Origin of the sequence: Paraburkholderia sp. J10-1 (assembly GCF_905220165.1) — a bacterium.
GTDB lineage: Bacteria > Pseudomonadota > Gammaproteobacteria > Burkholderiales > Burkholderiaceae > Paraburkholderia.
In genome coordinates this window covers 236599-260566 of sequence record NZ_CAJMYW010000005.1, presented here as the reverse complement: position 1 = coordinate 260566, position 23968 = coordinate 236599, and the positions used below count along the sequence as shown (strand labels likewise).

18 protein-coding genes are annotated in these 23968 nt (G+C 65.1%); 8 read left to right on the top strand and 10 right to left on the bottom strand.

Annotated features, from left to right (window positions below):
* Window positions 1-31: 31 nt before the first annotated feature.
* Window positions 32-829: a UDP-2,3-diacylglucosamine diphosphatase gene (locus tag U5A65_RS18575; protein WP_321908880.1), complete on the top strand. Its 798-nt coding sequence runs from the start codon at window positions 32-34 to the stop codon at window positions 827-829.
* A 42-nt stretch (window positions 830-871) separates the two neighbouring features.
* On the opposite strand, the gene cysE is transcribed toward U5A65_RS18575, so the two are convergent.
* Window positions 872-1696: a serine O-acetyltransferase gene (cysE, locus tag U5A65_RS18570; protein ID WP_321946948.1), complete on the bottom strand. Its 825-nt coding sequence runs from the start codon at window positions 1694-1696 to the stop codon at window positions 872-874.
* A gap of 222 nt (window positions 1697-1918) precedes the next feature.
* Window positions 1919-2713 (bottom strand): RNA methyltransferase, encoded by a 795-nt coding sequence (locus U5A65_RS18565; RefSeq protein ID WP_321909203.1) that lies wholly within the window; start codon window positions 2711-2713, stop codon window positions 1919-1921.
* Window positions 2714-3242: 529 nt separating this feature from the next.
* On the opposite strand from U5A65_RS18565, the gene U5A65_RS18560 reads away from it, so the two are divergent.
* The 4 genes from U5A65_RS18560 to U5A65_RS18545 all read left to right on the top strand — a co-directional run bounded on the left by U5A65_RS18560 (window position 3243) and on the right by U5A65_RS18545 (window position 9670).
* Entirely contained in the window at window positions 3243-4043 is an 801-nt protein-coding gene (locus tag U5A65_RS18560) for an inositol monophosphatase family protein (protein ID WP_321934887.1), read from the top strand.
* A 155-nt stretch (window positions 4044-4198) separates the two neighbouring features.
* Window positions 4199-5497 (top strand): lysophospholipid transporter LplT, encoded by a 1299-nt coding sequence (gene lplT / locus U5A65_RS18555; RefSeq protein ID WP_321946947.1) that lies wholly within the window; start codon window positions 4199-4201, stop codon window positions 5495-5497.
* Window positions 5498-5583: 86 nt separating this feature from the next.
* Window positions 5584-8271, top strand: coding sequence for a DNA mismatch repair protein MutS (mutS, locus tag U5A65_RS18550; protein ID WP_321908885.1), 2688 nt, complete (start codon window positions 5584-5586; stop codon window positions 8269-8271).
* Between the two features lie 100 nt (window positions 8272-8371).
* A complete protein-coding gene (locus U5A65_RS18545) occupies window positions 8372-9670 on the top strand; it encodes a hypothetical protein (protein ID WP_321946946.1) in 1299 nt (432 codons plus the stop codon).
* A 7-nt stretch (window positions 9671-9677) separates the two neighbouring features.
* Here U5A65_RS18545 and U5A65_RS18540 read toward each other — a convergent pair whose 3' ends face one another.
* The gene (locus U5A65_RS18540) at window positions 9678-10223 is read right to left on the bottom strand and encodes a peptidylprolyl isomerase (RefSeq protein WP_321908888.1); all 546 of its coding nucleotides are present in this window, start codon (window positions 10221-10223) and stop codon (window positions 9678-9680) included.
* Between the two features lie 32 nt (window positions 10224-10255).
* Here U5A65_RS18540 and U5A65_RS18535 point away from each other — a divergent pair, with 32 nt between their 5' ends.
* Both U5A65_RS18535 and U5A65_RS18530 read left to right on the top strand, forming a co-directional pair.
* Window positions 10256-11488, top strand: coding sequence for a cupin domain-containing protein (locus tag U5A65_RS18535; RefSeq protein ID WP_321908890.1), 1233 nt, complete (start codon window positions 10256-10258; stop codon window positions 11486-11488).
* A 232-nt stretch (window positions 11489-11720) separates the two neighbouring features.
* Window positions 11721-11996, top strand: coding sequence for a hypothetical protein (locus U5A65_RS18530; protein WP_112172866.1), 276 nt, complete (start codon window positions 11721-11723; stop codon window positions 11994-11996).
* A gap of 167 nt (window positions 11997-12163) precedes the next feature.
* Here U5A65_RS18530 and U5A65_RS18525 read toward each other — a convergent pair whose 3' ends face one another.
* The 3 genes from U5A65_RS18525 to U5A65_RS18515 all read right to left on the bottom strand — a co-directional run bounded on the left by U5A65_RS18525 (window position 12164) and on the right by U5A65_RS18515 (window position 15836).
* Window positions 12164-14434: an ATP-dependent DNA helicase gene (locus U5A65_RS18525; protein ID WP_321946945.1), complete on the bottom strand. Its 2271-nt coding sequence runs from the start codon at window positions 14432-14434 to the stop codon at window positions 12164-12166.
* A 76-nt stretch (window positions 14435-14510) separates the two neighbouring features.
* Window positions 14511-14744 carry a DUF465 domain-containing protein gene (locus tag U5A65_RS18520; RefSeq protein WP_028204122.1) on the bottom strand — a complete coding sequence of 78 codons (234 nt, stop codon included), beginning with the start codon at window positions 14742-14744 and terminating at the stop codon, window positions 14511-14513.
* Window positions 14745-14831: 87 nt separating this feature from the next.
* Window positions 14832-15836, bottom strand: a complete 1005-nt coding sequence (locus U5A65_RS18515; RefSeq protein ID WP_415765207.1) for a colicin transporter — start codon at window positions 15834-15836, stop codon at window positions 14832-14834.
* Between the two features lie 172 nt (window positions 15837-16008).
* On the opposite strand from U5A65_RS18515, the gene U5A65_RS18510 reads away from it, so the two are divergent.
* Window positions 16009-18360 carry a Tex family protein gene (locus U5A65_RS18510; RefSeq protein WP_321908894.1) on the top strand — a complete coding sequence of 784 codons (2352 nt, stop codon included), beginning with the start codon at window positions 16009-16011 and terminating at the stop codon, window positions 18358-18360.
* A gap of 97 nt (window positions 18361-18457) precedes the next feature.
* On the opposite strand, the gene U5A65_RS18505 is transcribed toward U5A65_RS18510, so the two are convergent.
* The 4 genes from U5A65_RS18505 to U5A65_RS18490 form a co-directional block, all read right to left on the bottom strand.
* Entirely contained in the window at window positions 18458-20344 is a 1887-nt protein-coding gene (locus U5A65_RS18505; RefSeq protein ID WP_321908896.1) for a potassium transporter Kup, read from the bottom strand.
* Between the two features lie 259 nt (window positions 20345-20603).
* A complete protein-coding gene (locus U5A65_RS18500; RefSeq protein WP_321908898.1) occupies window positions 20604-21173 on the bottom strand; it encodes a phosphoribosyltransferase in 570 nt (189 codons plus the stop codon).
* Window positions 21174-21196: 23 nt separating this feature from the next.
* Window positions 21197-22543: an adenylosuccinate synthase gene (locus tag U5A65_RS18495; protein ID WP_321908899.1), complete on the bottom strand. Its 1347-nt coding sequence runs from the start codon at window positions 22541-22543 to the stop codon at window positions 21197-21199.
* A gap of 179 nt (window positions 22544-22722) precedes the next feature.
* Window positions 22723-23874, bottom strand: coding sequence for an ATP phosphoribosyltransferase regulatory subunit (locus U5A65_RS18490; protein ID WP_321934894.1), 1152 nt, complete (start codon window positions 23872-23874; stop codon window positions 22723-22725).
* Between the last annotated feature and the right edge of the window lie 94 nt (window positions 23875-23968).

Sequence of the window (23968 nt, the reverse complement as noted above, 5' to 3'; positions counted from 1 at the left end):
TTCAACCCACTCTCACGCACACCCTTCATCGATGCTGCAGGAAAAGGCTTTACGACACGCTGCCGCGGGCGTGCCCGGCGAGGGCAAGCGCCCGCACGCGGCTCGCCCGTTCCTGTTCATTTCCGATGTCCATCTGAATGAAGGGATTCCGCGTACGGTCGCCGCGTTCGAGCGCTTTATCCGGGTCACGGCCGATCAGGCCGACTCGGTGTTCATACTCGGCGACCTCTTCGAATACTGGATCGGTGACGACATGCTCAGCGATCCGTTCCCCGCGCGCATGGCTGCGCTCATGCATACGCTCTCCGAGCGCGGCATCGCGCTCTACATCATGCACGGCAACCGCGACTTTCTGATGGGCAAGCGCTTCATGAAAGCCGCGGGCGCGATCTGGCTGCCCGACCCCATCGCGATCACCGCGTTCGGCACGCGTCTCGCACTCGCGCACGGCGATGCGATGTGCACCGACGATCACGGCTATCAGATCTTTCGCAAGCTCGCGCGCAACCGACTCGTGCAACTGCTGTTTCTCGCATGGCCGTTTCGCTGGCGGCGTGCGATTGCCGAGCGCGCGCGCTACGCGAGCGAAAGCAAGCGCAGCGGGCCGCGCCTGCCGAAGTACGACGTCACCGCAAAAGGCGTGGCGGCGCTCTTCAAGCGCGCGCGTGCGAACACCATCGTGCACGGTCACACGCACAGGCCGGCACGCCACCAGGAGCCCGGCGGCACGCGTTGGGTCTTGCCCGACTGGGATCTCGATCACGGCAAGCCACGCGGCGGCTATCTGCGCGTGGACGCCGAAGGGTTCAGGGTCTTGCCGCTGGACTGAAACCGAGGTGTGCCGCTTCTAGCACCCTGGTCGCGCCGCGCGTCAAACGCGCACGGGCGCTTTCTCTTCTTCGCTGGCCGCCGCAACGGCCTGCGGACCGCCACATTCCAGCCCCTCCGACAGACGCCGCAATTCAGCGAGCGCCGCATCGGCGCCGTGCAGCGCCTCGAGACGCGTGCCGAGGCGCTCGAGCGCAACGACGATGGCATCGACACGCTGCGCCTGCGTGGCTGCGTGGTCGATCAGGCCGTGGATCGCGAGCGAAACCGGGTCGTCCGCATTGGGCGTGATGCCGTAAGCGCAGAAGCCCTCGCGCGCCGAAGCCGGCTTGGCCTGCACCGACGCAGTCTTCGCCGGCGCGACGACGCGCGCGGGGTTGCCCACCGCCGTCGCGCCGTCCGGCACCGGCTTCACGACGACGGCGTTCGAGCCGATCTTCGCCCCGGCACCCACCGTGAAGCCGCCGAGCACCTTCGCGCCCGCACCGACGATCACGCCCGCACCCAATGTCGGATGGCGCTTGGCGCCACGCGTGAGCGACGTGCCGCCGAGCGTCACGCCCTGATAGATCGTGCAGTCGTCGCCGACCTCGGCCGTCTCGCCGATCACGACGCCCATGCCGTGGTCGATGAACACACGCCTGCCGATGGTCGCGCCCGGATGGATTTCGATGCCGGTAAGAAAACGTGCGATCTGCGAAACGTAACGCGCGAGCCAGCGGCGCCGCGCGCGCCAGCACGCATGCGCGAAACGATGGAGCACGAGCGCATGCAGACCCGGATAACAGGTCAGGACCTCCCACGCACTGCGCGCGGCGGGATCGCGCTCGCGGATCGTGGCAATGTCTTCGCGAAGTCTCTTGAACATGGCAGTCACGCAAAAAAAACGTGTGAAACAGGGGGAATGGCGGCCGCACGCCACCGCAGCGTGCGCGCGAAGCGGCGCAGCGGCTATTGCAGCCACGCGCATTTGCTTATGAATTCTTCGCCGGTTTTCAGCCGATTGTAGGCGCAAAGCCGATTTGCGGTCGGAAGTCCCCGACAGCGGCAAGGTCGGACGCCGGCGCGCACGTCGCGCCGGCCCGGCGCATCAACGGTTCTCGCCTTTGCCCTTGAGCATGAGAATGTGCTTGGCGATGCCGCGCACGATATTGACCTCCTCGCGCTCGAGCCCCGAGCGGGCAAAGAGCCGCCGTAGTCGCGACATCAGCTTCTTCGGATTGGCGGGGTCGAGAAAGTCGAGCGCGATGAGCGCGTTCTCGAGGTGCACATACATGCGCTCGATGTCGTCGCTCGTCGCAAGCGGCGATCCAGCCGAAAGCTGGGAAGTCCCGCCCGCTCCGCCAGCCGCCGGCAACGCCGCGGCAGGCGCGCTCTCGCCGAGATACGCGAGGCGCAGTTCGTAGGAGAGCACCTGGACCGCCTGGGCAAGATTGAGCGAGCTATAGGCGGGGTTGGCCGGGATGTGCGCAAGCGCGCTGCAGCGCTCGACATCGTCGTTCGAGAGGCCCGTGCGCTCATTGCCGAACACGAGCGCGATGTCGCCGCCGTGCGCCACCTGACGGCAAGCGTCCTGCACCGCCCGGCGCGGCGCGGCGGGCGGCGGCCCGTACTCGCGCGTGCGCGCAGTGAGCGCGAGCGACCATTGCACGCCCGCCAGCGCGTCGGCGAGCGTCGGCACGATGTGGGCGGCCGCGAGCACGTCGTCCGCCCCGCTCGCCATCGCGACGGCCTCCGGGTCGCAGTGGACCTGCGGCACGCGCGGCGCCACCAGCACGAGGCGCGAGAATCCCATGGTCTTCAGCGCGCGCGCCGCCGCGCCGACATTGCCGGGATGGCTCGGCTCGACGAGCACGAAGCGGGTGGACGTGAAGCCGCCGCGCAGCGGCTCGTGGGCGTCGCCGAAAGCCGGCGCCGGTGCGTGGGAATCAGGTGAATCGGGGTGCGCCAAGATGGTTCTCTAACTGCGAAAGGGAGATTGAAATATCTATGTTAGCGCGCCTCGCGCCGCGGCGAGGGCCGCTCACGCGGATCGTGGCGCGCCAGGCCGCCCGCCATCGCGTTTGCGCCGGCGCGCAGACCGGCCGAACGTCATATCCATAGAAATCCCGATATCCTGCCCGGGAGAAGCCATAGAAATGCCGATACTCGGGTAAAATGGCGGTTTCGCGCGCGTCGGGCGAATCGTGCAGCCGTGTGGTTGCCCGCCAGACGCTCGGCACATTGCTGGCCACTTTCTGGCAAACCGCGCCGCCGCGCACCGCTCTTATCCAATTCGTCTCCGTTGACGGGACAGGTTCCGCAGGTCCGATTCGTGACCCGCGCCCTGTCCAATCGTTAGACGCTTTTATCTTTTGCACCACCGGCACGCAGCGAGCTTTCGCGCGAGCGCCGGACAACAAGGATCCTGGCTCATGCATCCCATGCTCAACATCGCTGTCAAGGCCGCGCGCCGCGCCGGACAGATCATCAACCGCGCGTCGCTCGACCTCGACCTCGTGCAGGTCGCGAAGAAGCAGCATAACGATTTCGTCACGGAAGTCGACAAGGCGGCCGAAGCCGCCATCATCGAAACGCTCAAGACGGCCTACCCCGACCACGCCATCCTCGCCGAGGAATCGGGCGAATCGGACAACGAGTCCGAGTACCAGTGGATCATCGATCCGCTCGACGGCACCACCAACTTCATCCACGGCTTCCAGTACTACTGCGTCTCGATCGCGCTCGCGCACAAGGGCATTGTCACGCAGGCCGTGGTCTATGACCCGACTCGCAACGATCTCTTCACCGCCTCGCGCGGCCGCGGCGCGTTCCTGAACGACCGCCGCATCCGTGTGGGCCGCCGCGACCGTCTCGCCGACGGTCTGATCGGCACCGGCTTCCCGTTCCGCGAAAAGGACGGCCTCGACAGCTACTGCGAACTGTTCGCCGAAATGACCAACGCGTGCGCGGGCCTGCGCCGCCCGGGCGCGGCAGCGCTCGATCTGGCCAACGTCGCCGCCGGCCGCATGGACGGCTTCTTCGAGCAGGGTCTCAATCCGTGGGACGTCGCCGCGGGCGGCCTGCTCGTGACGGAAGCCGGCGGTCTGATCGGCAACTACACGGGCGACTCGGACTTCCTGCACGTGGGCGAAGTCGTCGCGGGCAACCCGAAGATCTACGCGCAAATGGTGCCGATCCTCTCGAAGTACACGCGCGTCACGAAGGCGGCCTGATCGTCCATGCGCGTCGCGGTGCACGCCTTGTTCCACCGCGACGCGTGCAACGCGCGCGCCAGGTCAGCCCTGGCCCACCCATGCGCAGCGAGCGGCTTCGGCCGCTTTTTTGTTTCGCCGGTCGCCCTGCCGCAAGAGGGCCACGCACGCATCCGATGAAAAAAGGCTTCTACACGATCATCGCCGCGCAGTTCGTGTCGTCGCTTGCCGACAACGCACTCCTCATCGCGGCGATCGCGCTGCTCACAGTGATTGCTTCGCCCGCCTGGGTGACGCCGCTCCTGCAGATCTTCTTCACGATCTCTTACGTGCTGCTCGCGCCTTTCGTCGGCGCGTTCGCCGACGCCCTGCAAAAGCGCCACGTGATGTTCGTCTCGAACGCGCTCAAGGCGGGCGGTTGCCTGCTGATGATCGCAGGCGTGCATCCCATGCTCGCGTATGGCGTGGTCGGCTTCGGCGCCGCCGCGTACTCGCCAGCAAAGTACGGAATCCTGACGGAATTGCTGCCGGCCGAAAAACTCATCGCCGCCAATGCATGGCTCGAATCGGCCACGGTGCTATCCACCATCATTGGCACGATGATGGGCGGCGCGCTCGTTTCGACGTACGCCGATCGTTTCGTCACGCGCCATCCGCTACCGCTCATCCATTCGGCCGCCCACCTCGCGATGCTCGCCGTGATGATCACGTATGTGTGCGCCGCGATCATCAACATCGGCATTCCCGACACGCTTGCCCGCTATGAAAACCGGCTCAGGGAGCCGGCGCGGCTCATGGGCGATTTCACGCATAGTTTCAATGTGCTCTGGACCGACAAGCTCGCGCAAATCGCACTCTGGGTCACGACCCTGATGTGGGGCGCGGCGGTCACGCTGCAATTGCTCGTCCTCAAATGGGCCGACGCGAATCTCGGACTCTCGCTCTCGAAAGCCGCCGTGATGCAGGGCGTGACGGGACTCGGCATTGCGCTGGGCGCGGGCGCGGCAGCCGCATGGGTGTCGCTGCGCGCCTCGTTGCGCGTGCTGCCCGTGGGCGTGCTGTGCGGCGCAGTGGCGATCGGCATGGCGTTCTACAGCAAGGGCCTGTTTCCGCAAGGCGTGGGCGTGCGCTTCGGCACGTTCATCGTGCCCTTCTATCTGCTTTTCGCGTATCCGCTGATGGTGCTGCTCGGCGTGCTCGCCGGTTTTTTCATCGTGCCGATGAACGCCCTGCTCCAGCATCGCGGCGCGACCCTGCTTTCGGCGGGCCACTCGATCGCGGTGCAGAATTTCAACCAGAATCTCGCGGTGCTGCTCATGCTCGGCGCGTATGCGCTGCTGCTCACCGCGAAGGTACCCGTGCAGTGGATCATCGTCGTGTTCGGCGTGTTCGTTTCCACGATGATCTGGCTCGCCATGCGGCACAGTGCGGCAAACGCGCGCACCGTGGACCTGCAGGCGCTGGTCGACGAATGATCGGATGGCGTTAGCCGAAAGGCTGGCTTTACATGCAATCGGCGCGCGTTAAACTCACGCCCTGAACCCCTAGCAAGACACCGAGGATGGCTACACACACCGCAGGCGCAGCCGACACCGCGCAACACACTCCCATGATGCAGCAGTACCTGCGCATCAAGGCCGATCATCCGGGTACGCTCGTGTTCTACCGCATGGGCGACTTCTACGAGCTCTTCTTCGAAGACGCCGAGAAAGCCGCGCGCCTGCTCGACCTCACGCTCACGCAGCGCGGCGCGTCGGCGGGCAATCCGATCAAGATGGCGGGCGTGCCGCATCACGCGGTCGAGCAATATCTCGCAAAGCTCGTGAAGCTGGGCGAGTCGGTCGCGATCTGCGAGCAGATCGGCGACCCGGCCACGTCGAAGGGCCCGGTCGAGCGCAAGGTCGTGCGCGTGGTGACGCCCGGCACGCTGACAGACGCAGCGCTCCTTTCCGACAAGAACGACGTCTACCTGATGGCCGTTTGCCCCGGCCACAACCGCCGCGGCGTGACCGTCAATGTCGGGCTCGCGTGGCTCAATCTCGCCAGCGGCGCGCTGCGCCTCGCGGAAGTCGCGCCGGAACAGGTCGCCACGGCGTTCGAGCGTATTCGGCCGGCGGAAATCCTCGTCGCGGAAATGCCGGCGGAAACGTCCGCCTGGGCGCCGCCCGCCGGATCGGGCGCGCTCACGCGCGTGCCCGCCTGGCACTTCGACGTCGGCTCGGGCAAGCAGCGCCTGTGCGACCAGCTCGACGTGGCGAGCCTCGACGGCTTCGGCGCGCAAACGCTCACGAGCGCGTGCGGCGCGGCGGGCGCGCTGCTGCTCTATGCGGCGGCCACGCAGGGCCAGCAACTGCGCCACGTGCGCAGCCTGAAAGTCGAAGCCGAATCGGAATACATCGGGCTCGATCCGGCCACGCGCCGCAACCTCGAACTCACTGAAACGTTGCGCGGCACCGAATCGCCCACGCTCTGCTCGCTGCTCGACACGTGCAGCACGGCCATGGGCAGCCGCTTGCTGCGTCACTGGCTCCATCACCCGCCGCGCCAGGCTGCGATTGCGCAAATGCGCCAGCAGGCCATCGGCGCGCTGCTGGAGGCGCCACCGCAAGCGAGCGTCGATACGCTGCGCGGCGCGCTGCGCCAGATCGCCGACGTCGAGCGCATCACGGGGCGGCTCGCGCTGCTTTCCGCGCGCCCCCGCGACCTGTCGAGCCTGCGCGACACCTTCGCGGCGTTGCCCGCGCTGCGCGAACAGGTTGCAGCCGCAAGCGGCGCGGCCACGTCGCTTGCGCACATCGCCGAGGCGCTCGAACCGCCAGCAGAATGCGCGGCGCTGCTGCTGCGCGCAGTCGCGCCCGAGCCGGCCGCCATGGTGCGCGACGGCGGCGTGATCGCGCGCGGCTACGACGCGGACCTCGACGAACTGCGCGACATCTCCGAGAACTGCGGCCAGTTCCTGCTCGACCTCGAAACGCGCGAGCGCACGCGCACCGGCATCGGCAATCTGCGCGTCGAGTACAACAAGGTGCATGGCTTCTATATCGAAGTCACGCGTGGCCAGACCGACAAGGTTCCCGACGACTATCGCCGTCGTCAAACGCTCAAGAACGCCGAGCGCTACATCACGCCTGAACTCAAGACGTTCGAGGATAAGGCGCTCTCGGCGCAGGAACGCGCGCTTTCGCGCGAGAAGGCGCTCTACGACGCGCTGCTGCAATCGCTGCTGCCGTTCATTCCTGATTGCCAGCGCGTGGCCGCCGCGCTCGCCGAACTCGACCTGCTGGCCGCCTTCGCCGAACGCGCCCGCGCGCTCGACTGGAATGCGCCCACGTTCACGGAAGCCCCCGGCATCGAGATCGAGCAAGGCCGGCATCCCGTGGTCGAAGCACAGGTCGAGCAGTTCATCGCCAACGACTGCCTGCTTTCTGCCGAGCGCAAGCTGCTGCTCATCACCGGCCCGAACATGGGCGGTAAATCGACCTTCATGCGGCAGACCGCGCTTATCGCCCTGCTCGCCTACGTGGGCAGCTACGTGCCGGCGAAGCGCGCAAGCTTCGGGCCGATCGACCGCATCTTCACGCGCATCGGCGCCGCCGACGACCTCGCGGGCGGCCGCTCGACCTTCATGGTCGAAATGACCGAAGCCGCCGCCATTCTCAACGACGCCACGCCGCAAAGCCTCGTGCTGATGGACGAGATCGGGCGCGGCACGTCGACGTTCGACGGCCTCGCACTCGCGTGGGCCATTGCGCGGCATCTGCTCGCGCACAACGGTTGCCACACGCTCTTCGCCACGCACTACTTCGAGCTCACGCAACTGCCGACGGAATTTGCTCAAGCGGCGAACGTGCATCTTTCAGCCGTCGAACACGGTCACGGCATCGTCTTCCTGCATGCGGTGCAGGAAGGGCCGGCGAACCAGAGCTACGGCCTGCAGGTCGCGCAGCTCGCGGGTGTGCCCGCCGCCGTGATCCGCGCGGCGCGCAAACATCTCGTGCATCTGGAGCAGCAATCGGCAGGACAGCCCACGCCGCAACTCGACCTGTTCGCCGCGCCCGCCGCCGACTACGACGACGAAGCACCGTTCGTGGAAGATCGCGCTGCGCCGGCCGCAGAGGAAGATCTGGGCGCGTCGCTCGTCGCACAGCGGCTGCGCGCACTCGATCCGAACGAATTGCGCCCGCGCGACGCGCTCGACCTGTTGTACGAACTGCATGAGCTGGCCACGGCGCCGGACACGAAGCGCTGAGCGTCGCCTCGCGACGCCGCCGCGGCCACCGCAACCGGCGGGCCGCGGCAGCCCCCGTTCGCGCTATCTGAAAATTATGCGCCGTGTGTCATGCGCGTTGATGCTGGCGTCGTTGCTGGGTTCGCCGCTCGCGGCGCTCGCACAAGCGCCGCGCTATGCCTTCGCGGTCGTGGCGAACGCACTCACCTCGCAGTCCGAGGAAGCGTCGGCGCAGCGACTCATCGACGCCATCGGGCGCGATCCGGGAATCACCTTCACCGTCTACGACGGCAATCTCAAAGGTGCACACGAAACCTGTGCCGACCATCTTTATGAGCGTCGTCACGACATTCTCGATGCGTCACGCGCGCCGCTCGTGTTCGTGCCCGGCGAACGCGACTGGGTGACCTGCGGCATGAACGGCTCGGGTGCCTACGATCCCGCAGAGCGACTCGATTTCCTGCGTCAGAACTTCTTCTCCGACCCTAACGCGCTCGGTCAGACTCCCTTGACGCTCACGCGCGAGAGCGAAGTTTCGCGCTTCCGGCCGTATCGGGAAAACGTGCGCTGGCAACTTGGCGATACCGTGTTCATCGGGCTGAATGTGCCCGACGGGAACAATCACTATCTCAATGCAGGCGGGCGCAATGGCGAGTTCGAAGACCGCGTGATCGCCAACAGCTTCTGGCTCGAACATGCGGCCGAATATGCGAAGCGCCGCAACGCGCGCGCAATTGTCATCTTCATGCAGGGCAACGCGATGCCCGAGCATTACGAGCGGCCGGATCGCTTCGCGTGGCTGCGCTTTCACCGTGCGCCGCGCGACGGCTATCTCGAGTTGCGCCGCAGCCTCGTGAAGCTCGCCGAAACGTTCCGCGGCCAGATCATCATCGTGAATGCAGACGACTCGAAGCTCGCACGCGGCTTCACGATCGATCAGCCGCTGCGTAACGACAAAGGCGCCAGGATAGAAAACGTCACGCGCATCGCGTTCTCGCTGCGCGACCCACTTACGCAGTGGCTGCAGGTAGACGCCGACATGGCGCGCCGTACGCCTCTGCGCGTGAGCGTGCGCGACGTACCGAAACATCTGCCAATGCTGCCCACACCACCGTCGTTGAATCTGCCAGGCGTAGCGTCGCCCGCGATGCCGGAAATGCCCGAAGTGTCGTCGATGCCGGATGTGACCGAGATTCCGGGCATGCCGCAATCGCCCGACGTGGCGCCGGGCGCATCCGGAACCGCCGTGCCGCAAGGCTTGCCGGCGCCTGAAAACGGCGTGCCGAAGCCGGTATGGCCCGCGCAGGGTGGCCAGAATGGACTAGATGGTACAAGTGGGCAGAACAGCCCGGAAGGTGGGAATAGCGGCGGCCAGTTGCAGCCACCCGGCGCACCGGCGTCGGGCGGCTTCGCGCATTGATCGGCGATTAGTGCAGGGTGGGTTTCGAGGCGCCTTCGTCGCCGTCGTCTTCTTCGTCTTCGTCGACGATTTCGAGGCCATCCGCGCCGTGCGCGTGCTCATGTTCGATTTCGTCTTCGGTGGCGACACGCACCTCCTTGACCGTCAGGGCGAAGCGCAGCGCCATGCCCGCCAGGGGGTGATTGCCGTCGAGCACGACCTTGTCTTCGGCGACGTCCGTGACCGTATAGATGAGCGCGTCGAGGTCTTCGTCGCCTTCTTCGGGCGTGCCTTCGAACTGCATACCCACTTCGAGCGGCTCCGGAAAGCGGTTGCGCGGCTCGATCTTCACGAGCTCGGGATCGTATTCGCCGAAGGCATCCTGCGGCTCAAGCTGGATCTGGGTCTCGAAGCCCGGCTCCTGCCCGTCCAGCACTTCCTCGATCTTGGGGAACGTGCCATCATAGCCGCCGTGCAGATAGACCATCGGCTCGTCGCTTTCCTCAATCAGATTGCCCTGCGCATCCGATAGCTTGTAAGCGACCGACACGACGGTGTCCTTTGCAATTTTCATTCGTTCCTCCAGATTACAGACCACATTATACGATGCCGAAGCGGTCCCCAGACCACCCGGTGGACGCGCGCAAGCAGCGCGCCTCCCTCCCCCTGGCATGCCCCGCGCCCGATGTTGCCACGCCGCTCCTGGGCGGCCTGACTCCGGCGCAGTTCATGCGCAAATACTGGCAGAAAAAGCCCCTCTTGATCCGCCAGGCGATTCCCGGGATCGAAGCGCCACTCTCTCGCGACGAACTCTTCGCGCTTGCGGACAGCGACGACGTCGAGTCGCGGCTCATCACCCATTTTCGCCGCCGCTGGGCGCTCGAACACGGTCCGTTCTCGCCGGACGAACTGCCCACGCCGAAGACTCGCCAATGGTCGCTGCTCGTGCAAGGTGCCGACCTGCACGACGACCGCGCGCGCGCCCTGCTCGAGCGCTTTCGTTTCGCGCCCGACGCGCGGCTCGACGACCTCATGATCTCTTACGCGTCGGACGGCGGCGGTGTGGGCCCGCACTTCGATTCGTATGATGTCTTCCTGCTGCAGGTGCATGGCAAGCGCCGCTGGCGCATTGGCGCGCAGCGCGACCTCTCTCTTCAGGAAGGTTTGCCGCTCAAGATTCTCGCGAATTTCGAACCTGAAGAAGAGTGGCTGCTGGAGCCAGGCGACATGCTGTACCTGCCGCCGCATATCGCGCACGACGGCGTCGCCGAGGGCGAATGCATGACGTGCTCGATCGGCTTTCGTTCTCCTTCCACGAGTGAATTGACAAGCCAGTTTCTATACTGGCTCGCCGAGCGCGGCGCGAACGACGACAACGGCAAGCCCACGCTCTATCGCGACCCCGACCAGCCGGCCGTTGCGCACCCCGCGCAGCTGCCCCCGGCACTCGTAGAGCGTGTTGGAGGCGTGCTTGCTAAAGTGCGCTGGAGCAACGCCGATGTCTCTTCGTTCGTAGGCTCCTGGCTGTCCGAACCGAAAGCCAATGTCGTATTCGACGCCCCCGAAAAGCCGCTCGACGAAGCCCGTTTCGTTGCGCAAGCGGCAAAAAATGGGATAACACTCGACCGCAGGACAATCCTGCTTTACGATTCGCGGTCGTATTACCTGAACGGGGAACAGTACTTGCTCAAAGAGGCAAGAAAGTGGCTGCCTGCACTGGCCGACAGGCGCTCTATGGACGGGAAACGCTTTGTAACACTCTCACACGATTCGTGTGTGACAGCGTTGCTACACGAGTGGTATCGTGCGGGCTGGATTCGGACCGGGGTGCTTGCCTAAGCGCTTCGGACTGTTATACCGTACTAAAATAGTGCTTGTATGAGAAAGACAACGTATTGTCCCCGGATTTGTCGACGGTCGATACGAAAGTGCCTATAATTTCCGGCCAGGCCGTAGGGAAGATTCACGCTCTTGCAGTGCATCTCCACCAGCGGCTCAGGTCGGTGTTGGGGCACATTTACCGGTATTATTTTGCGCTGTTGCTTACCTTTAACCATAAAAGGACGTGATCATGAAGAAATCCCTCCTCGTAGCATCCCTGCTGGCAGCTGTTGCACTCGCTGCGTGCAACAAGAGCAGCGACCAAGCTGCTGCGCCGGCTAGCGACGCTGCTGCTGCTTCGGCACCGGCTGCTGCTGCTTCGGACGCTGCTGCTGCTGCTTCGGGCGCTGCTGCTGCTGCGAGCGACGCTGCTGCTTCGGCTACCGCCGCTGCTTCGGACGCTGGCGCTGCTGCTTCGGACGCAGGCGCTTCGGCTCCGGCTGCTGCTTCGGGCGCAAGCCAGTAAGTTGCGTTCGCGCGACGCTCGCTGGAGACCACGGTCCCGGCGGGCATCGCAGCGAACCGTCGTACGGTCTGCTGCCTGCGTCAAACGCGCTTCAGACATACGGCGGGCAAGCGAAAAAGCCACGAACTCACGTTCGTGGCTTTTTTGTTATGCGGTGCGCATGAGGCTTAACGTGCCCCGCCCTGCTCCCCTGCCTCCTCGTTCTTCTCTTCGAAGAACGCCTGCACCACCTCAATTTCCCGCGTCCGCTTGAACGGCGGCAGGCTTTGCCAGATACGTCGACCGTACGGCTTGTCGACGAGACGGGTGTCGCAAATCATCAACACGCCGCGGTCGGTTTCCGCGCGAATCAGCCGCCCCGCGCCCTGCTTGAGCGTGATCACCGCCTGCGGGAGCTGGTGGACCGCAAACGGGCTCAGGCCTTTCTTCGCCAGCGCGTCGAGCCGTGCCGCCAATACCGGATCGTCGGGCGGCGCGAACGGCAGCTTGTCGATGACCACGAGCGAAAGCGCATCGCCGCGCACGTCCACGCCTTCCCAGAAACTTTGGCTGCCCACGAGAATTGCATTGCCGTAGGCGCGGAAACGCTCGAGCAACTCCGTGCGGCTCGCGTCGCCCTGTACGAGCAGCGGCGTGTTCCAGCCGCGCGCCTCGATCGTGTCGCGCAGCTTCTGCGCGATGCGGTCGACGGCGCGCAACGTCGTGCAAAGCATGAAGACACCGCCGCCCGACGCCTCGATCGCCGGCAACGCCGCATCGAACACGGCGTCGGTGAACTGCGGCGACGACGGCTGCGGCATATTGCGCGGCACGTAAAGCAGACCTTGCGCGGGATAGTCGAACGGGCTTGGCAGCGTCATCGAGCGGCGCGAGCTCAAACCCATTTGCGCCGCGTAGTGCGTGAAGTCGCCGCGCACCGAAAGTGTGGCCGATGTGAAGACCCACGTGCGCGGCACGCCCGCGCGTTGCTTCGCGAAAATCGGCGCCACGGAAAGCGGGGTTTCGTGCAACTGCACCGTGTGCGAGAACACCTCGACCCAGCGGACTTTCTCGTCCGCGTCGTCCGCAGCGTGAGCGTTTTCGTCTTGGCCGTTTGCATCGGTCTTGCGTGTTTCGTGCGCTGGGGCGCCGCTCTGCGGTACGGTCCAGCCCGAAAGGATGCCTTGCAGTTCGCGCGCGCGGCGCAAGCAGGCTCCGATCGATTCGGCGCGTTCGGCCTGACCCGCGAGCGCCGTGGCAAGCGCGCCCAGTTCGGTCTGCAGCGCATCGAGCGCGTCGAAGAGCGGATGGTCTTCGGGCAACTGCGTGATCGACAGCCGCAGCGAATCTTCCTTGAACGCAAGCCGCACGTCGCGCGCCGCGCGCTCCAGCGCAGCGCCGAGCTTGACCCACTCGACGGCGTCGCGCGCATGACTCAGACCCTCGGCCACGCAATCGCGCGCGAGTTCGAGGAACTGCGCAGTCGAGAGGGTTTCGCCGAAAAAGAGCGTTGCCGTTTCGGGCAGTTGATGCGCTTCGTCGAAGATGATCGTATTCGCGCTCGGCAGCAGTTCGGCCATGCCGGTGTCGCGCAGCATGATGTCGGCGAAGAACAGATGGTGGTTCACCACCACGATATCGGCCTGCTGCGCCTCGCGGCGCGCCTGCATTACGAAGCAGTCCTTGTAATGCGGACACTCCTGGCCAAGACAGTTGTCGCGCGTCGATGTGACCATCGACCACACGGCAGCCGTCTCGGGCACGCTCGCGAGTTCGGCCTTGTCGCCCGAGCGCGTGATCTTCGCGAAACGCACGATTTCCTGCAGATACGCGGTTTCCTGGCGCGACGGGAGCCGGCCGTTGTCGGCCGTGCGCTGCAGGTAGTAATGGCACAGATAGTTGGCGCGGCCCTTGAGCATGGCGACGCTCACAGGCACCGCTAGCGCGTCGCGCACCGTGGGGATGTCGCGCGCGAAGAGCTGATCCTGCAAGTGCTTCGTGCCCGTCGAGACGACCACCTTGCCGCCCCACAGCATGGCCGGCACGAGGTACGCGTAGGTCTTGCCGGTGCCGGTGCCCGCTTCGACGATGAGCGTATTGTCACCGTTCTCGGCGGCGGCGCTCGCCGCTTCCCCGGCGCCCGGCTGTGCCGGCGCCCCACGCTCGAGCCGCCGCGCGGGGCGCGACTGGAGTTCGAACATTGCGGGGTCCGGCTGGGATTGCGCGGCGGCTTCCATTGCGGCCGCAACTGCGCGCGCCATTTCGATCTGCGCCGCGCGCGGGCGATAGCCGTCGATCTCACGCGCAAGCAAGCCGTCGGCCGCGAAGAGCTGCTCGAGCTCGGCGGCACGGCGTGCGCTCAACACGGGGGCTGCGGCTGTTTGCGTCGCACGCGCGTCGGCCTCCGGCGCGCCGCCTTCGCGCGCGGGCCGGGAACGAGAAACGGTCGTTGAATTCAAGGCAAGCGGTTCCTGCTCGGTCCGGAAGGGCGCAACTCGCCGACTGCCGCGCCCCGGCGCCTGCCAGGACCCGGGATCAGGCGTGCCCGTCCGAAGTCTTCGTTGAATCGGGGTCCAGCTGCAGTTGCAGCAGGAGGATGTTGTCCTTGACCTTGAGCTTGCGCTTCTTCAGCCTCTGCAGTTCGAGATCGTCATAGTCCGGGGTATCGGACATCCTGTCTATCAGGCGGTCCAGATCGCCATGTTCCGATTCCAGCTGCAGAATGCGGTCACGAAGGACCTCGGTCTTGACTTCACGATGCTCGCGCATGCTCGCCTCCTCGACATATGCGGCGCGCGCTTGCGAAGGACAACGCGCCTGAGGTTGCAGTCCGGCTGAAAAAGCGTGCTACTCGTGCTACTGGTCCTGCTGTTCTTCCTGCTGCTGCTTTTGTTGTTGCTGCTGCTGTTGTTCTTGTTGCTGCTTTTGCTGCGCCTTCTCGGCCGCCTGTTTTTGACGCTCTTCGACATCGGCCTTATGCTTCGCCGCGTCTTCCTGCTTCTGCTGGTAGCGCTGGGCCTTTTCCGCACGCTCCTGGCCCTTCTGCTCGCCCTGGCGGCGCGCTTCGTCCAGTTGGTTCTGGTACTGCTTCTGATCGTACGCCGCCTGGTTCGCGTCGCGCTGCGATTGCTCGCCCTGGCGTTGCGCCTGAGCCAACGCATGTTGGCGCTGCTTTTCCTGATACGCCTGCTCGTTCGCCGCACGCTGCGGCGCTTCGGCCTGGCGCTGCGCCTGATCGAGCGCGTGTTGCTGCTGCTTCTGTTCGTAGGCCTGTGCGCTTGCCGCTTCGTTGGCGGCGCGCTGCGGCGCGTTGGCTTCGTCTTGCGCGCGCTTCAATGCGGCCTGCTGGTCGCGCTGCTGCGCATGCGCGGCGCGTTTTTCGTCGTCGAGCGCCAGTTGCTCGCGGCGGATATCGGCCTGCACGACACGCATCTTGTCGCGCGCCTTGCCGATGCAATGATTCACGAAGAACGTGCTGTAGCAGTTGTGCTGCGCGACGGCAAACTGATAGTCGTTCTCCGCACTCCGACGGTCCAGCACTTGTTGCCGCTGATCGAAATCGCTCTGCTGCGACGCCGACGTGCCAGCGCCCCCTCCATCAGACGCTGCGAGCGGCGCGTTGCCCAAAGCCGCTGGCTTCATGACCGGTGCTGCTGCCGCACCTTGCTGCTGTAGCGGCCCCGATACCCCGACCGCCTGCGCGAGGGCCGGAACGCTCGCACCAAGGCTCAACGCGACGGCACAAATTGCCCCAAGAGCGGGGAACCGCCGAGTGACGCCAACAGGCGCGCGAAACCGGGCAAGGGGCAAATCGGGGGAGAAGCGGGAGGTCGTCAACGTCTTCTGTGGGCAGCGGAACATGGCTGAAATTCTAACACCCCCCGGGTTGAGCGCTCGGCCATTTATGGCAAAATGCCCCGCTCCACCGGCCGGCGGCGCACCCGGCAACGTGCCTTTTTTGGGCACTGCGGGCGCTCGAGCCCGCACCGGCCGCCGGACCGCAAACCGATCCTCGCAGGAATATCCAGACCCTATGACGGAAACCGTAGCACTCAAGATCGTCCAGCGTATCGCCACTGAACTGAGCGTGCAGCCGCGCCAGGTCGCAGCCGCCGTGCAGCTTCTCGACGAAGGCTCGACCGTTCCGTTTATCGCCCGTTACCGCAAGGAAGTCACGGGCAATCTCGACGATACGCAACTGCGTACGCTCGAAGAGCGCCTGCTCTATCTGCGCGAACTCGAAGACCGCCGTGCGGCGATCCTCGCGAGCATCGAGGAACAAGGCAAGCTCACCGATGAGCTGCGTATCGCCATTGAAGCCGCCGACAGCAAGCAGGTCCTCGAAGACCTCTATCTGCCCTACAAGCCCAAGCGCCGCACGCGCGCGCAGATCGCACGCGAAGCCGGCCTGCAGCCGCTCGCCGACGCGCTGCTCGCGAACCCGCTGCTCGACCCGCAAACGGAAGCCGCGCAGTACGTGGACGCCGAGAAGGGCGTCGCGGACGTGAAGGCCGCGCTCGACGGCGCACGCGACATCCTCTCCGAGCAGTTTGGCGAAACGGCCGAACTGCTGGGCAAACTGCGCGACTGGCTGTTCAACCAGGGCGTGGTGATGTCGAGCGTGGTCGAGGGCAAGGAGAGCGAGGAAGGCGAGAAGTTCCGCGACTACTACGACTACTCCGAGACTATCAAGACCGTGCCGTCGCACCGTGCGCTCGCGCTGTTCCGTGGCCGCAACGCCGGCGTGCTGATGGTCAAGCTCGGCCTTGGCGGCGAACTGGACGCACAGGTGCCGCATCCGGGCGAAGCGATGATCGCGCGCCACTTCGGCATTGCGAACCAGAACCGTCCAGCCGATAAATGGCTCTCCGACGTGTGCCGCTGGTGCTGGCGCGTGAAGGTGCAGCCGCATATCGAAAACGAGTTGCTCACGAATCTGCGTGAGCAGGCCGAAAACGAAGCGATCCGCGTGTTCGCGCGCAATCTGAAGGATCTGCTGCTTGCCGCGCCGGCCGGCCCCAAGGCCGTGATCGGCCTCGATCCGGGCCTGCGCACGGGCGTGAAGGTCGCTGTGGTCGACCGCACCGGCAAACTGCTCGCCACCGACACGATCTACCCGCACGAGCCGCGCCGCGACTGGGATGGCTCGCTCGCGAAGCTCGCGCGCATTGCCGCGCAAACGCAAGCGGAACTCATCAGCATCGGCAACGGCACGGCTTCGCGTGAAACCGACAAGCTCGCGAGCGAGCTGATCTCGAAGCATCCCGAACTGAAGCTGCAGAAGATCGTGGTCTCCGAAGCCGGGGCGTCGGTTTATTCGGCGTCCGAACTGGCTGCGAAGGAATTCCCCGAGCTCGACGTTTCGCTGCGCGGCGCGGTCTCCATTGCGCGCCGCCTGCAGGACCCGCTCGCCGAACTCGTGAAGATCGAGCCGAAGGCGATTGGCGTGGGCCAGTACCAGCACGACGTGAACCAGCGCGAACTCGCGCGCTCGCTCGACGCTGTCGTCGAGGACTGCGTGAACGCCGTGGGCGTCGATGCGAACACGGCTTCGGTCGCCCTGCTCGCCCGCGTGTCGGGCCTGAACTCCACGCTCGCGCGCAATATCGTCGATTACCGCGACGCGAACGGCCCCTTCCCGTCCCGCGAGCATCTGAAGAAGGTGCCGCGTCTGGGCGACAAGACGTTCGAGCAAGCCGCAGGCTTCCTGCGCATCAACGGCGGCGACAATCCGCTCGATCGCTCGTCGGTGCACCCGGAAGCGTACCCCGTCGTCGAGCGCATGCTTGCGAAGATCAAGCGCACGATCGGCGACGTGCTCGGCAGCCGCGAAGCGCTGTCGGGCCTCGCGCCCACCGAGTTCGTGGACGAACGTTTCGGCCTGCCGACGGTGCGCGACATCCTGAGCGAACTGGAAAAGCCGGGCCGCGATCCGCGCCCCGAGTTCAAGACAGCAACGTTCCGCGATGGCGTCGAGAAGGTGTCCGACCTCGTGCCGGGCATGCTGCTCGAAGGCGTCGTGACGAACGTGGCGGCGTTCGGCGCGTTCATCGACGTGGGCGTGCATCAGGACGGACTCGTGCACGTCTCCGCCCTGTCGACGAAGTTCATCAAGGACCCGCACGAAGTCGTGAAGGCCGGCCAGGTCGTGAAGGTGAAGGTGCTCGAGGTCGACGTGAAGCGTCAGCGCATTGCGCTCACGATGCGTCTGGACGACGACCCCATGAGCGCGGGCGGCTCACGCAGCGGCGGTAACGCGGGCCAGTCCGGCAATCGTGACAACCGCGGCAGCGGCAATCGCGACAATCGCGGCGGCCAGCGTTCGCGCGATGCGGAACCGGCAGGCGCAATGGCGGCGGCATTCGCGAAGCTCAAGCAACGCTGATGTCCGCATGACGCCACGTGGGCCGCAACGGCTTACGTTGTATGCGCAACAAAAAAGGCACCCTCGGGTGCCTTTTTTGTTGGTCGAAACGCCGTGATCAGATCTCGATCTTCGTCCCGAGTTCGACTACGCGGTTCGCAGGAATGCTGAAGAAGTCGGTGGGCTTCGCGGCGTTCTGATGCATCCACGCGAATATGCGTTCGCGGAAGATCGACATGCCCGGCAGTTGCGTCGGCACGACCGTCTCGCGCGCGAGGAAGAACGACGTGTCCATCATCTCGAACGTCATGTTGTGCGTGCGCGAAATGTCATCGAGCACCGCTTGCACGTCGGGGGTTTCGTTAAAGCCGTAATCGGCCTTCACGAGATAGAGCCCACCGCCGATATCCTTGACCGACACGCGTTCGGCGTCAGCCACATACGGAATATCGCGGATCACGAACGTGAGGAAGATCGTGCGCTCGTGCAGCACCTTGTTGTGCTTGAGGTTGTGCAGCAGGCTGACCGGCACGAGCGATTCGCTGCCCGTGAGGTAGATGGCCGTGCCCGAAACGCGATGCGGCGGGTGCGCGAGCAGCCCTTGCAGGAAAGGCATGAGCGGAATACCGTCGGCGGCCGTGCGGTCCTTCACGATCATGCGGCCCTTGAACCAGGTCATCAGCAGGAAGAACAGCAGCGCGCCGATGCCAAGCGGCAGCCAGCCCCCCTCTTCGACCTTAAGCAGGTTCGCGCCGAAAAACCCCAGGTCGACGGCCAGCAACACCGAGATGATGCAGGCGACGAGCGCCTTGTTCCACTTCCATACCTTCGTCATCACGACGGCGACGAGCACCGTGGTGATCACCATCGTCGCGGTCACGGCGATACCGTAGGCGGCGGCCAGATTGTCCGAACTCTTGAAGGCGACCACGATGCACAGAATGATGAAGAGCAGCATCCAGTTCACGACCGGCACGTAGATCTGACCGATGGCGAGATCCGACGTGTGCAGCACCTTCATGCGCGGCACGTAGCCAAGCAGAATGGCCTGACTCGTGAGCGAGTATGCACCCGAGATCACGGCCTGCGAGGCGATCACGGTGGCGACCGTCGAGAGCACGACGAGCGGCAGCAAGGCCCAGTCAGGCGCGAGCAGGAAGAACGGATTTTCGATCGCGCGATGGTCCTGCATCAAGAGCGCGCCCTGGCCGAAGTAGTTGAGCACGAGCGAGGGCATCACGAGCGTGTACCAGGCGCAGCGAATCGGCTTCGCGCCGAAGTGGCCCATGTCGGCATAGAGCGCTTCCGCGCCGGTCAGCACCAGCACGACCGAACCGAGCACCACGTAAGCCTGCAGCATGTGCGCGCCCATGAAGCTGACCGCGTAGTACGGACTGAGCGCCGCGATAACGCCAGGCGCCTGCACGATGCGCGAGACGCCGAGCACACCGATGGTGATGAACCAGAGCACCATGATCGGGCCGAACAGACGGCCGACCAGCGCGGTGCCGTGCCGCTGGATCCAGAACAGCAGGATCAGGATCACCATCGTGAACGGCAGCACCAGATGCGAGAGTTTGGGCGCAGCAATTTCGAGGCCTTCCACTGCCGACATGACCGAGATCGCCGGCGTGATCACGGCATCGCCGTAGAACATGCACGCGCCGAAGATGCCCAATGCCGTGAGCAAGGCCGCCGACTTGCTCTTGCGGTTGAACGAGCGCATGGCGAGCGCCATGAGCGCGAGTACGCCGCCCTCGCCGTTGTTGTCGGCGCGCATCACAAAAAGGACATACTTGACGCTGACGACGATCACGATCGCCCAGAACAGCAACGAAATGACGCCGAGAATGGAGGTGTCGTTGAGCGGAATGCCGTGTGAAGGGCTGAACGCCTCTTTCAGCGAATACAGCGGGCTCGTGCCGATGTCGCCGAACACCACGCCGATGGCCGCTACGGCGAGAGTAGGTAGCGGCTGCTTGGCCACGTGTGTGCTAGTTGTCATATACGCGGTAATCCGTTGCGAGGCGGAAAAAACGAGCGCTATTCTAAACCGGGCTGTGGCCAAAACCGAGCGGCCGTCGCGGCACTGCGACATCCCCTTGTCCCCGCGCAGTTTAGCACCGGCCCCAGATGACGTCTGCCCGCCTGCGCTGCCACCAGGGAACGTGGGCGATACGCAAAAAAAAACGGAGCCATAAAGGCTCCGTCTCTGGATCAGCCCGCCACGGGTCCGAAAACCCTGGCGGCGGCATAACCCCTGCTTACTTCTGCGCCGCTTGCGCCTGCTGCAGACCACGCTTGATCCACGCACCGAGATTGTGCGGGCGCACCGTGTCCCACTCCTCGAACGGCTGGTGAATCCACGGATTGGTCGGCAGATGCTGGACGAAATAGTCCGGTGTCACCTTCGAGCAGCCCTTGTACCAGAGCACCGCCGAGCGCACGCCGGTCACGGCCGGGTAACGCTCCTTGAGGTGCTCCTGCACGCGGGCAAGCGTGACGCCCGAATCGACGAGGTCGTCGACTAGCAGCACGTTGCCTTCCAGGTGACCGCGCGTCATCGTGATGTACTGCGCGATGTCGAGATCGCCCTGCTCCGTACCTGCGGCTTCGCGGTACGAGCTGGTTGCGAGGATCGCCAGCGGCAGATCGTAGATGCGCGAGAGCTGGTCGCCCACGCGCAAGCCCCCGCGCGCGAGACACAGGATCTGGTCGAACTTCCAGCGCGACTCGTGCACCTTGAGCGCGAGCAGTTCGATCAGCCGGTGATACTCATCCCAGCCGACCCACAGGTTCTTGTCGTCGTTGCGCGGGTCCATCATTTGAATCATTTTTGCTTCTGCCTTCTTGCTACTTAGACCTTGAACGGATGACGCAGCAGGATCGTTTCGTCGCGATCCGGGCCCGTCGAAACCATGTCGATCGGCACACCGGCGACTTCCTGCACGCGCGTGAGATACGCCTGCGCGCTCTTGGGCAGCGCGTCGAACTGCGTGATGCCGATGGTGCTTTCGTTCCAGCCTTCGAACGTCTCGTAGACCGGCTCGCATGCGGCCACTTGCGAGGCGCCGCGCGGCAGAATGTCCACGTCCTTGCCATCGACCTTGTAGCCGACGCAGAGCTTCACTTCGTCGAGACCGTCGAGCACGTCGAGCTTCGTGATGCACAGACCCGTCACGCCGTTGATCTGGATCGAGCGGCGCAGTGCAGCAGCGTCGAGCCAGCCGGTGCGGCGCGGACGGCCCGTGACCGAACCGAATTCCTTGCCGACCTTCGCGAGCGTGAGGCCCACTTCTTCCTGGCGATCGGCGTTGTCGGCGTCGTACAGTTCGCTCGGGAACGGGCCCGAACCGACGCGCGTGCAATACGCCTTGGTGATGCCGAGCACGTAATTCAGCTTTTGCGGACCGACGCCCGCGCCGGCCGAAGCTGCACCCGCGACGCAGTTGCTCGATGTGACGAACGGATAGGTGCCGTGGTCGATGTCGAGCAGCGTGCCCTGTGCACCTTCGAACAGCAGGTTGCCGCCTTCGTTGTTCACGTCGTACAGACGTCGCGAAACGTCCGTGACCATCGGCTTCAGACGCTCGGCGTACGAGAGCATCGTGTCGAGCGTTTGCTGATAGTCCACGGCCGGCGCGCCCAGGTACTGCGTGAGCACGAAGTTGTGGTAGTCGAGGTTCTCGCGCAGGCGAGCGGCGAAGTTTTCCGGCTCGAACAGGTCCTGCACACGCAGACCGCGGCGCGCCACCTTGTCTTCGTAGGCCGGACCGATGCCGCGGCCCGTCGTACCGATCTTCGCGGCGCCGCGCTTGGCTTCGCGCGCCTGGTCGATGGCGATGTGGTACGGCAGGATGAGGGTGGTGGCTTCGGAGATGAACAGGCGCTTCTGGACGTCGATGCCCGCTTCTTCGAGCTCGCCGATTTCCTTGAAAAGCGCTTCGGGCGAGAGCACCACGCCGTTGCCGATGTAGCAGGCGACGCCGGCACGCATGATGCCCGACGGGATCAGCCGGAGAATGGTCTTCTTGCCGCCGATGATGAGTGTGTGGCCGGCGTTGTGACCGCCCTGGAAACGCACCACGCCTTGCGCGTGGTCCGTCAGCCAGTCGACGATCTTGCCCTTGCCTTCATCGCCCCATTGGGTGCCCACGACGACGACATTGCGTCCCGGGGTTACATTCACTGCGCTGGCAGACATGGTGTTTCGTTAGCTGGTTAAAAACGTATTTTACCTGGGTTCAGCGGCAAGGCCGCCTTTTTTTCCCGAAATTCGCGGAATTTCCTTTTGCACTCAACGGCATGCGCGAAGCGAAGCGTGCTTTGGCACGGCTGCGCGGCCGCTTCGCGGGCGGCGCGAATGGCCGCCCCGGTGCAGTATCAGGCGTGTTTTTCGACGACCCAGACGCCGTCGCGCTCGATGAGCACGCGGTCGCAGGCGAACTCGTCCATGTCGTGCTCGTGGCCCGGCAGCGCCTGGATCACGACCTCGCCCGCATCGCGCAGCGCGGCGACGGCGGCGCGCAGCGCCTCGTCATGGCGCCACGGCGCGAGGATCGCGCTGCTGCGCGCTTCGACCGGGGAAATGCGCGCCACTTCGCGCAAATCAAGCGAAAAACCCGTTGCCGCGCGGGCGCGGCCATAGGCCTCACCCACCTTGTCGTAACGGCCGCCACGGGCCACGGCGTTCGGCACGCCGTCCACGTAGGCGGAGAACATCACGCCGCTGTGGTACGCGTACCCGCCGAGATCGGCGAGGTCGAGCATCAGCTCCGCACCCTCGATCTCGCGCACGAGGAACGCGAGGTCGTCGAGCGCTCGCGCAATGCCCGGCAGCGCCGGCAGCCGCGCGCGCGCCTCGTCGATCACGCTCGCGTCGCCGTAGAGCGAGGGCAGCGCGCGCAAAGCGTCGCGCGTGGCGGCTTCGAGGTTCTGCGTGAGTTCCGCGAGGCGCGGCACGTCCTTGCCAGCGAGTGCTTCATACAAGGCATCGCCGAGTGCAGCCGCAGCCGGGTCCGCTTCGAAGATCGCCGCGAGCACGCCCGCGTGCGAGAGGTCGAGGCGCACCTTCGCGAGGCCCGCGAGGCGCAGCGCATCGAGCATCAGCTGCTGGATTTCGAGGTCGGCTTCGAGGCCCGCGTGACCGTAGATTTCGGCGCCGGTCTGGATCTGTTCGCGCGTGGCGTGCAAGCCGCGCGGGCGCGTGTGCAGCACGTTGCCCGCATAGCACAGGCGCGTCACGCCCTGGCGGTTCAACAGGTGCGCGTCGATGCGCGCGACCTGCGGCGTCATGTCGGCGCGCAGGCCGAGCGTGCGGCCCGAGAGCTGGTCGACGAGCTTGAACGTGCGCAGGTTCAGGTCGCGCCCGCTGCCCACGAGCAGCGACTCGAGATACTCGAGCAACGGCGGCATGACCATTTCGTAGCCATAGGCGCGGAAACGATCGAGCAGGCGGCGGCGCAGCTCTTCGATCTTGCGCGCTTCGGACGGCAGCACGTCCGCAATATTCTCGGGGAGTAACCAGGTCGACATCGGTTGAGTCCTACCACAATGAGGGCCACGCGCGGCGAAACGCCACGCCGCCCGGTAATTCGGAATCCGTCAAAAAACGCCCATCGCACACCGC

Bases quoted from the DNA above. Each gene is read 5' to 3' on its own strand.
- U5A65_RS18515 (WP_415765207.1), bottom strand. From the start codon at position 15,836: ATGTTCCGCTGCCCACAGAAGACGTTGACGACCTCCCGCTTCTCCCCC.
- U5A65_RS18560 (WP_321934887.1), top strand. From the start codon at position 3,243: ATGCATCCCATGCTCAACATCGCTGTCAAGGCCGCGCGCCGCGCCGGA.
- U5A65_RS18490 (WP_321934894.1), bottom strand. From the start codon at position 23,874: ATGTCGACCTGGTTACTCCCCGAGAATATTGCGGACGTGCTGCCGTCC.
- U5A65_RS18540 (WP_321908888.1), bottom strand. From the start codon at position 10,223: ATGAAAATTGCAAAGGACACCGTCGTGTCGGTCGCTTACAAGCTATCG.
- U5A65_RS18535 (WP_321908890.1), top strand. From the start codon at position 10,256: ATGCCGAAGCGGTCCCCAGACCACCCGGTGGACGCGCGCAAGCAGCGC.
- U5A65_RS18520 (WP_028204122.1), bottom strand. From the start codon at position 14,744: ATGCGCGAGCATCGTGAAGTCAAGACCGAGGTCCTTCGTGACCGCATT.
- cysE (WP_321946948.1), bottom strand. From the start codon at position 1,696: ATGTTCAAGAGACTTCGCGAAGACATTGCCACGATCCGCGAGCGCGAT.
- U5A65_RS18545 (WP_321946946.1), top strand. From the start codon at position 8,372: ATGCTGGCGTCGTTGCTGGGTTCGCCGCTCGCGGCGCTCGCACAAGCG.
- U5A65_RS18510 (WP_321908894.1), top strand. From the start codon at position 16,009: ATGACGGAAACCGTAGCACTCAAGATCGTCCAGCGTATCGCCACTGAA.
- U5A65_RS18530 (WP_112172866.1), top strand. From the start codon at position 11,721: ATGAAGAAATCCCTCCTCGTAGCATCCCTGCTGGCAGCTGTTGCACTC.
- U5A65_RS18505 (WP_321908896.1), bottom strand. From the start codon at position 20,344: ATGACAACTAGCACACACGTGGCCAAGCAGCCGCTACCTACTCTCGCC.
- U5A65_RS18500 (WP_321908898.1), bottom strand. From the start codon at position 21,173: ATGATTCAAATGATGGACCCGCGCAACGACGACAAGAACCTGTGGGTC.
- U5A65_RS18575 (WP_321908880.1), top strand. From the start codon at position 32: ATGCTGCAGGAAAAGGCTTTACGACACGCTGCCGCGGGCGTGCCCGGC.
- mutS (WP_321908885.1), top strand. From the start codon at position 5,584: ATGGCTACACACACCGCAGGCGCAGCCGACACCGCGCAACACACTCCC.
- lplT (WP_321946947.1), top strand. From the start codon at position 4,199: ATGAAAAAAGGCTTCTACACGATCATCGCCGCGCAGTTCGTGTCGTCG.
- U5A65_RS18495 (WP_321908899.1), bottom strand. From the start codon at position 22,543: ATGTCTGCCAGCGCAGTGAATGTAACCCCGGGACGCAATGTCGTCGTC.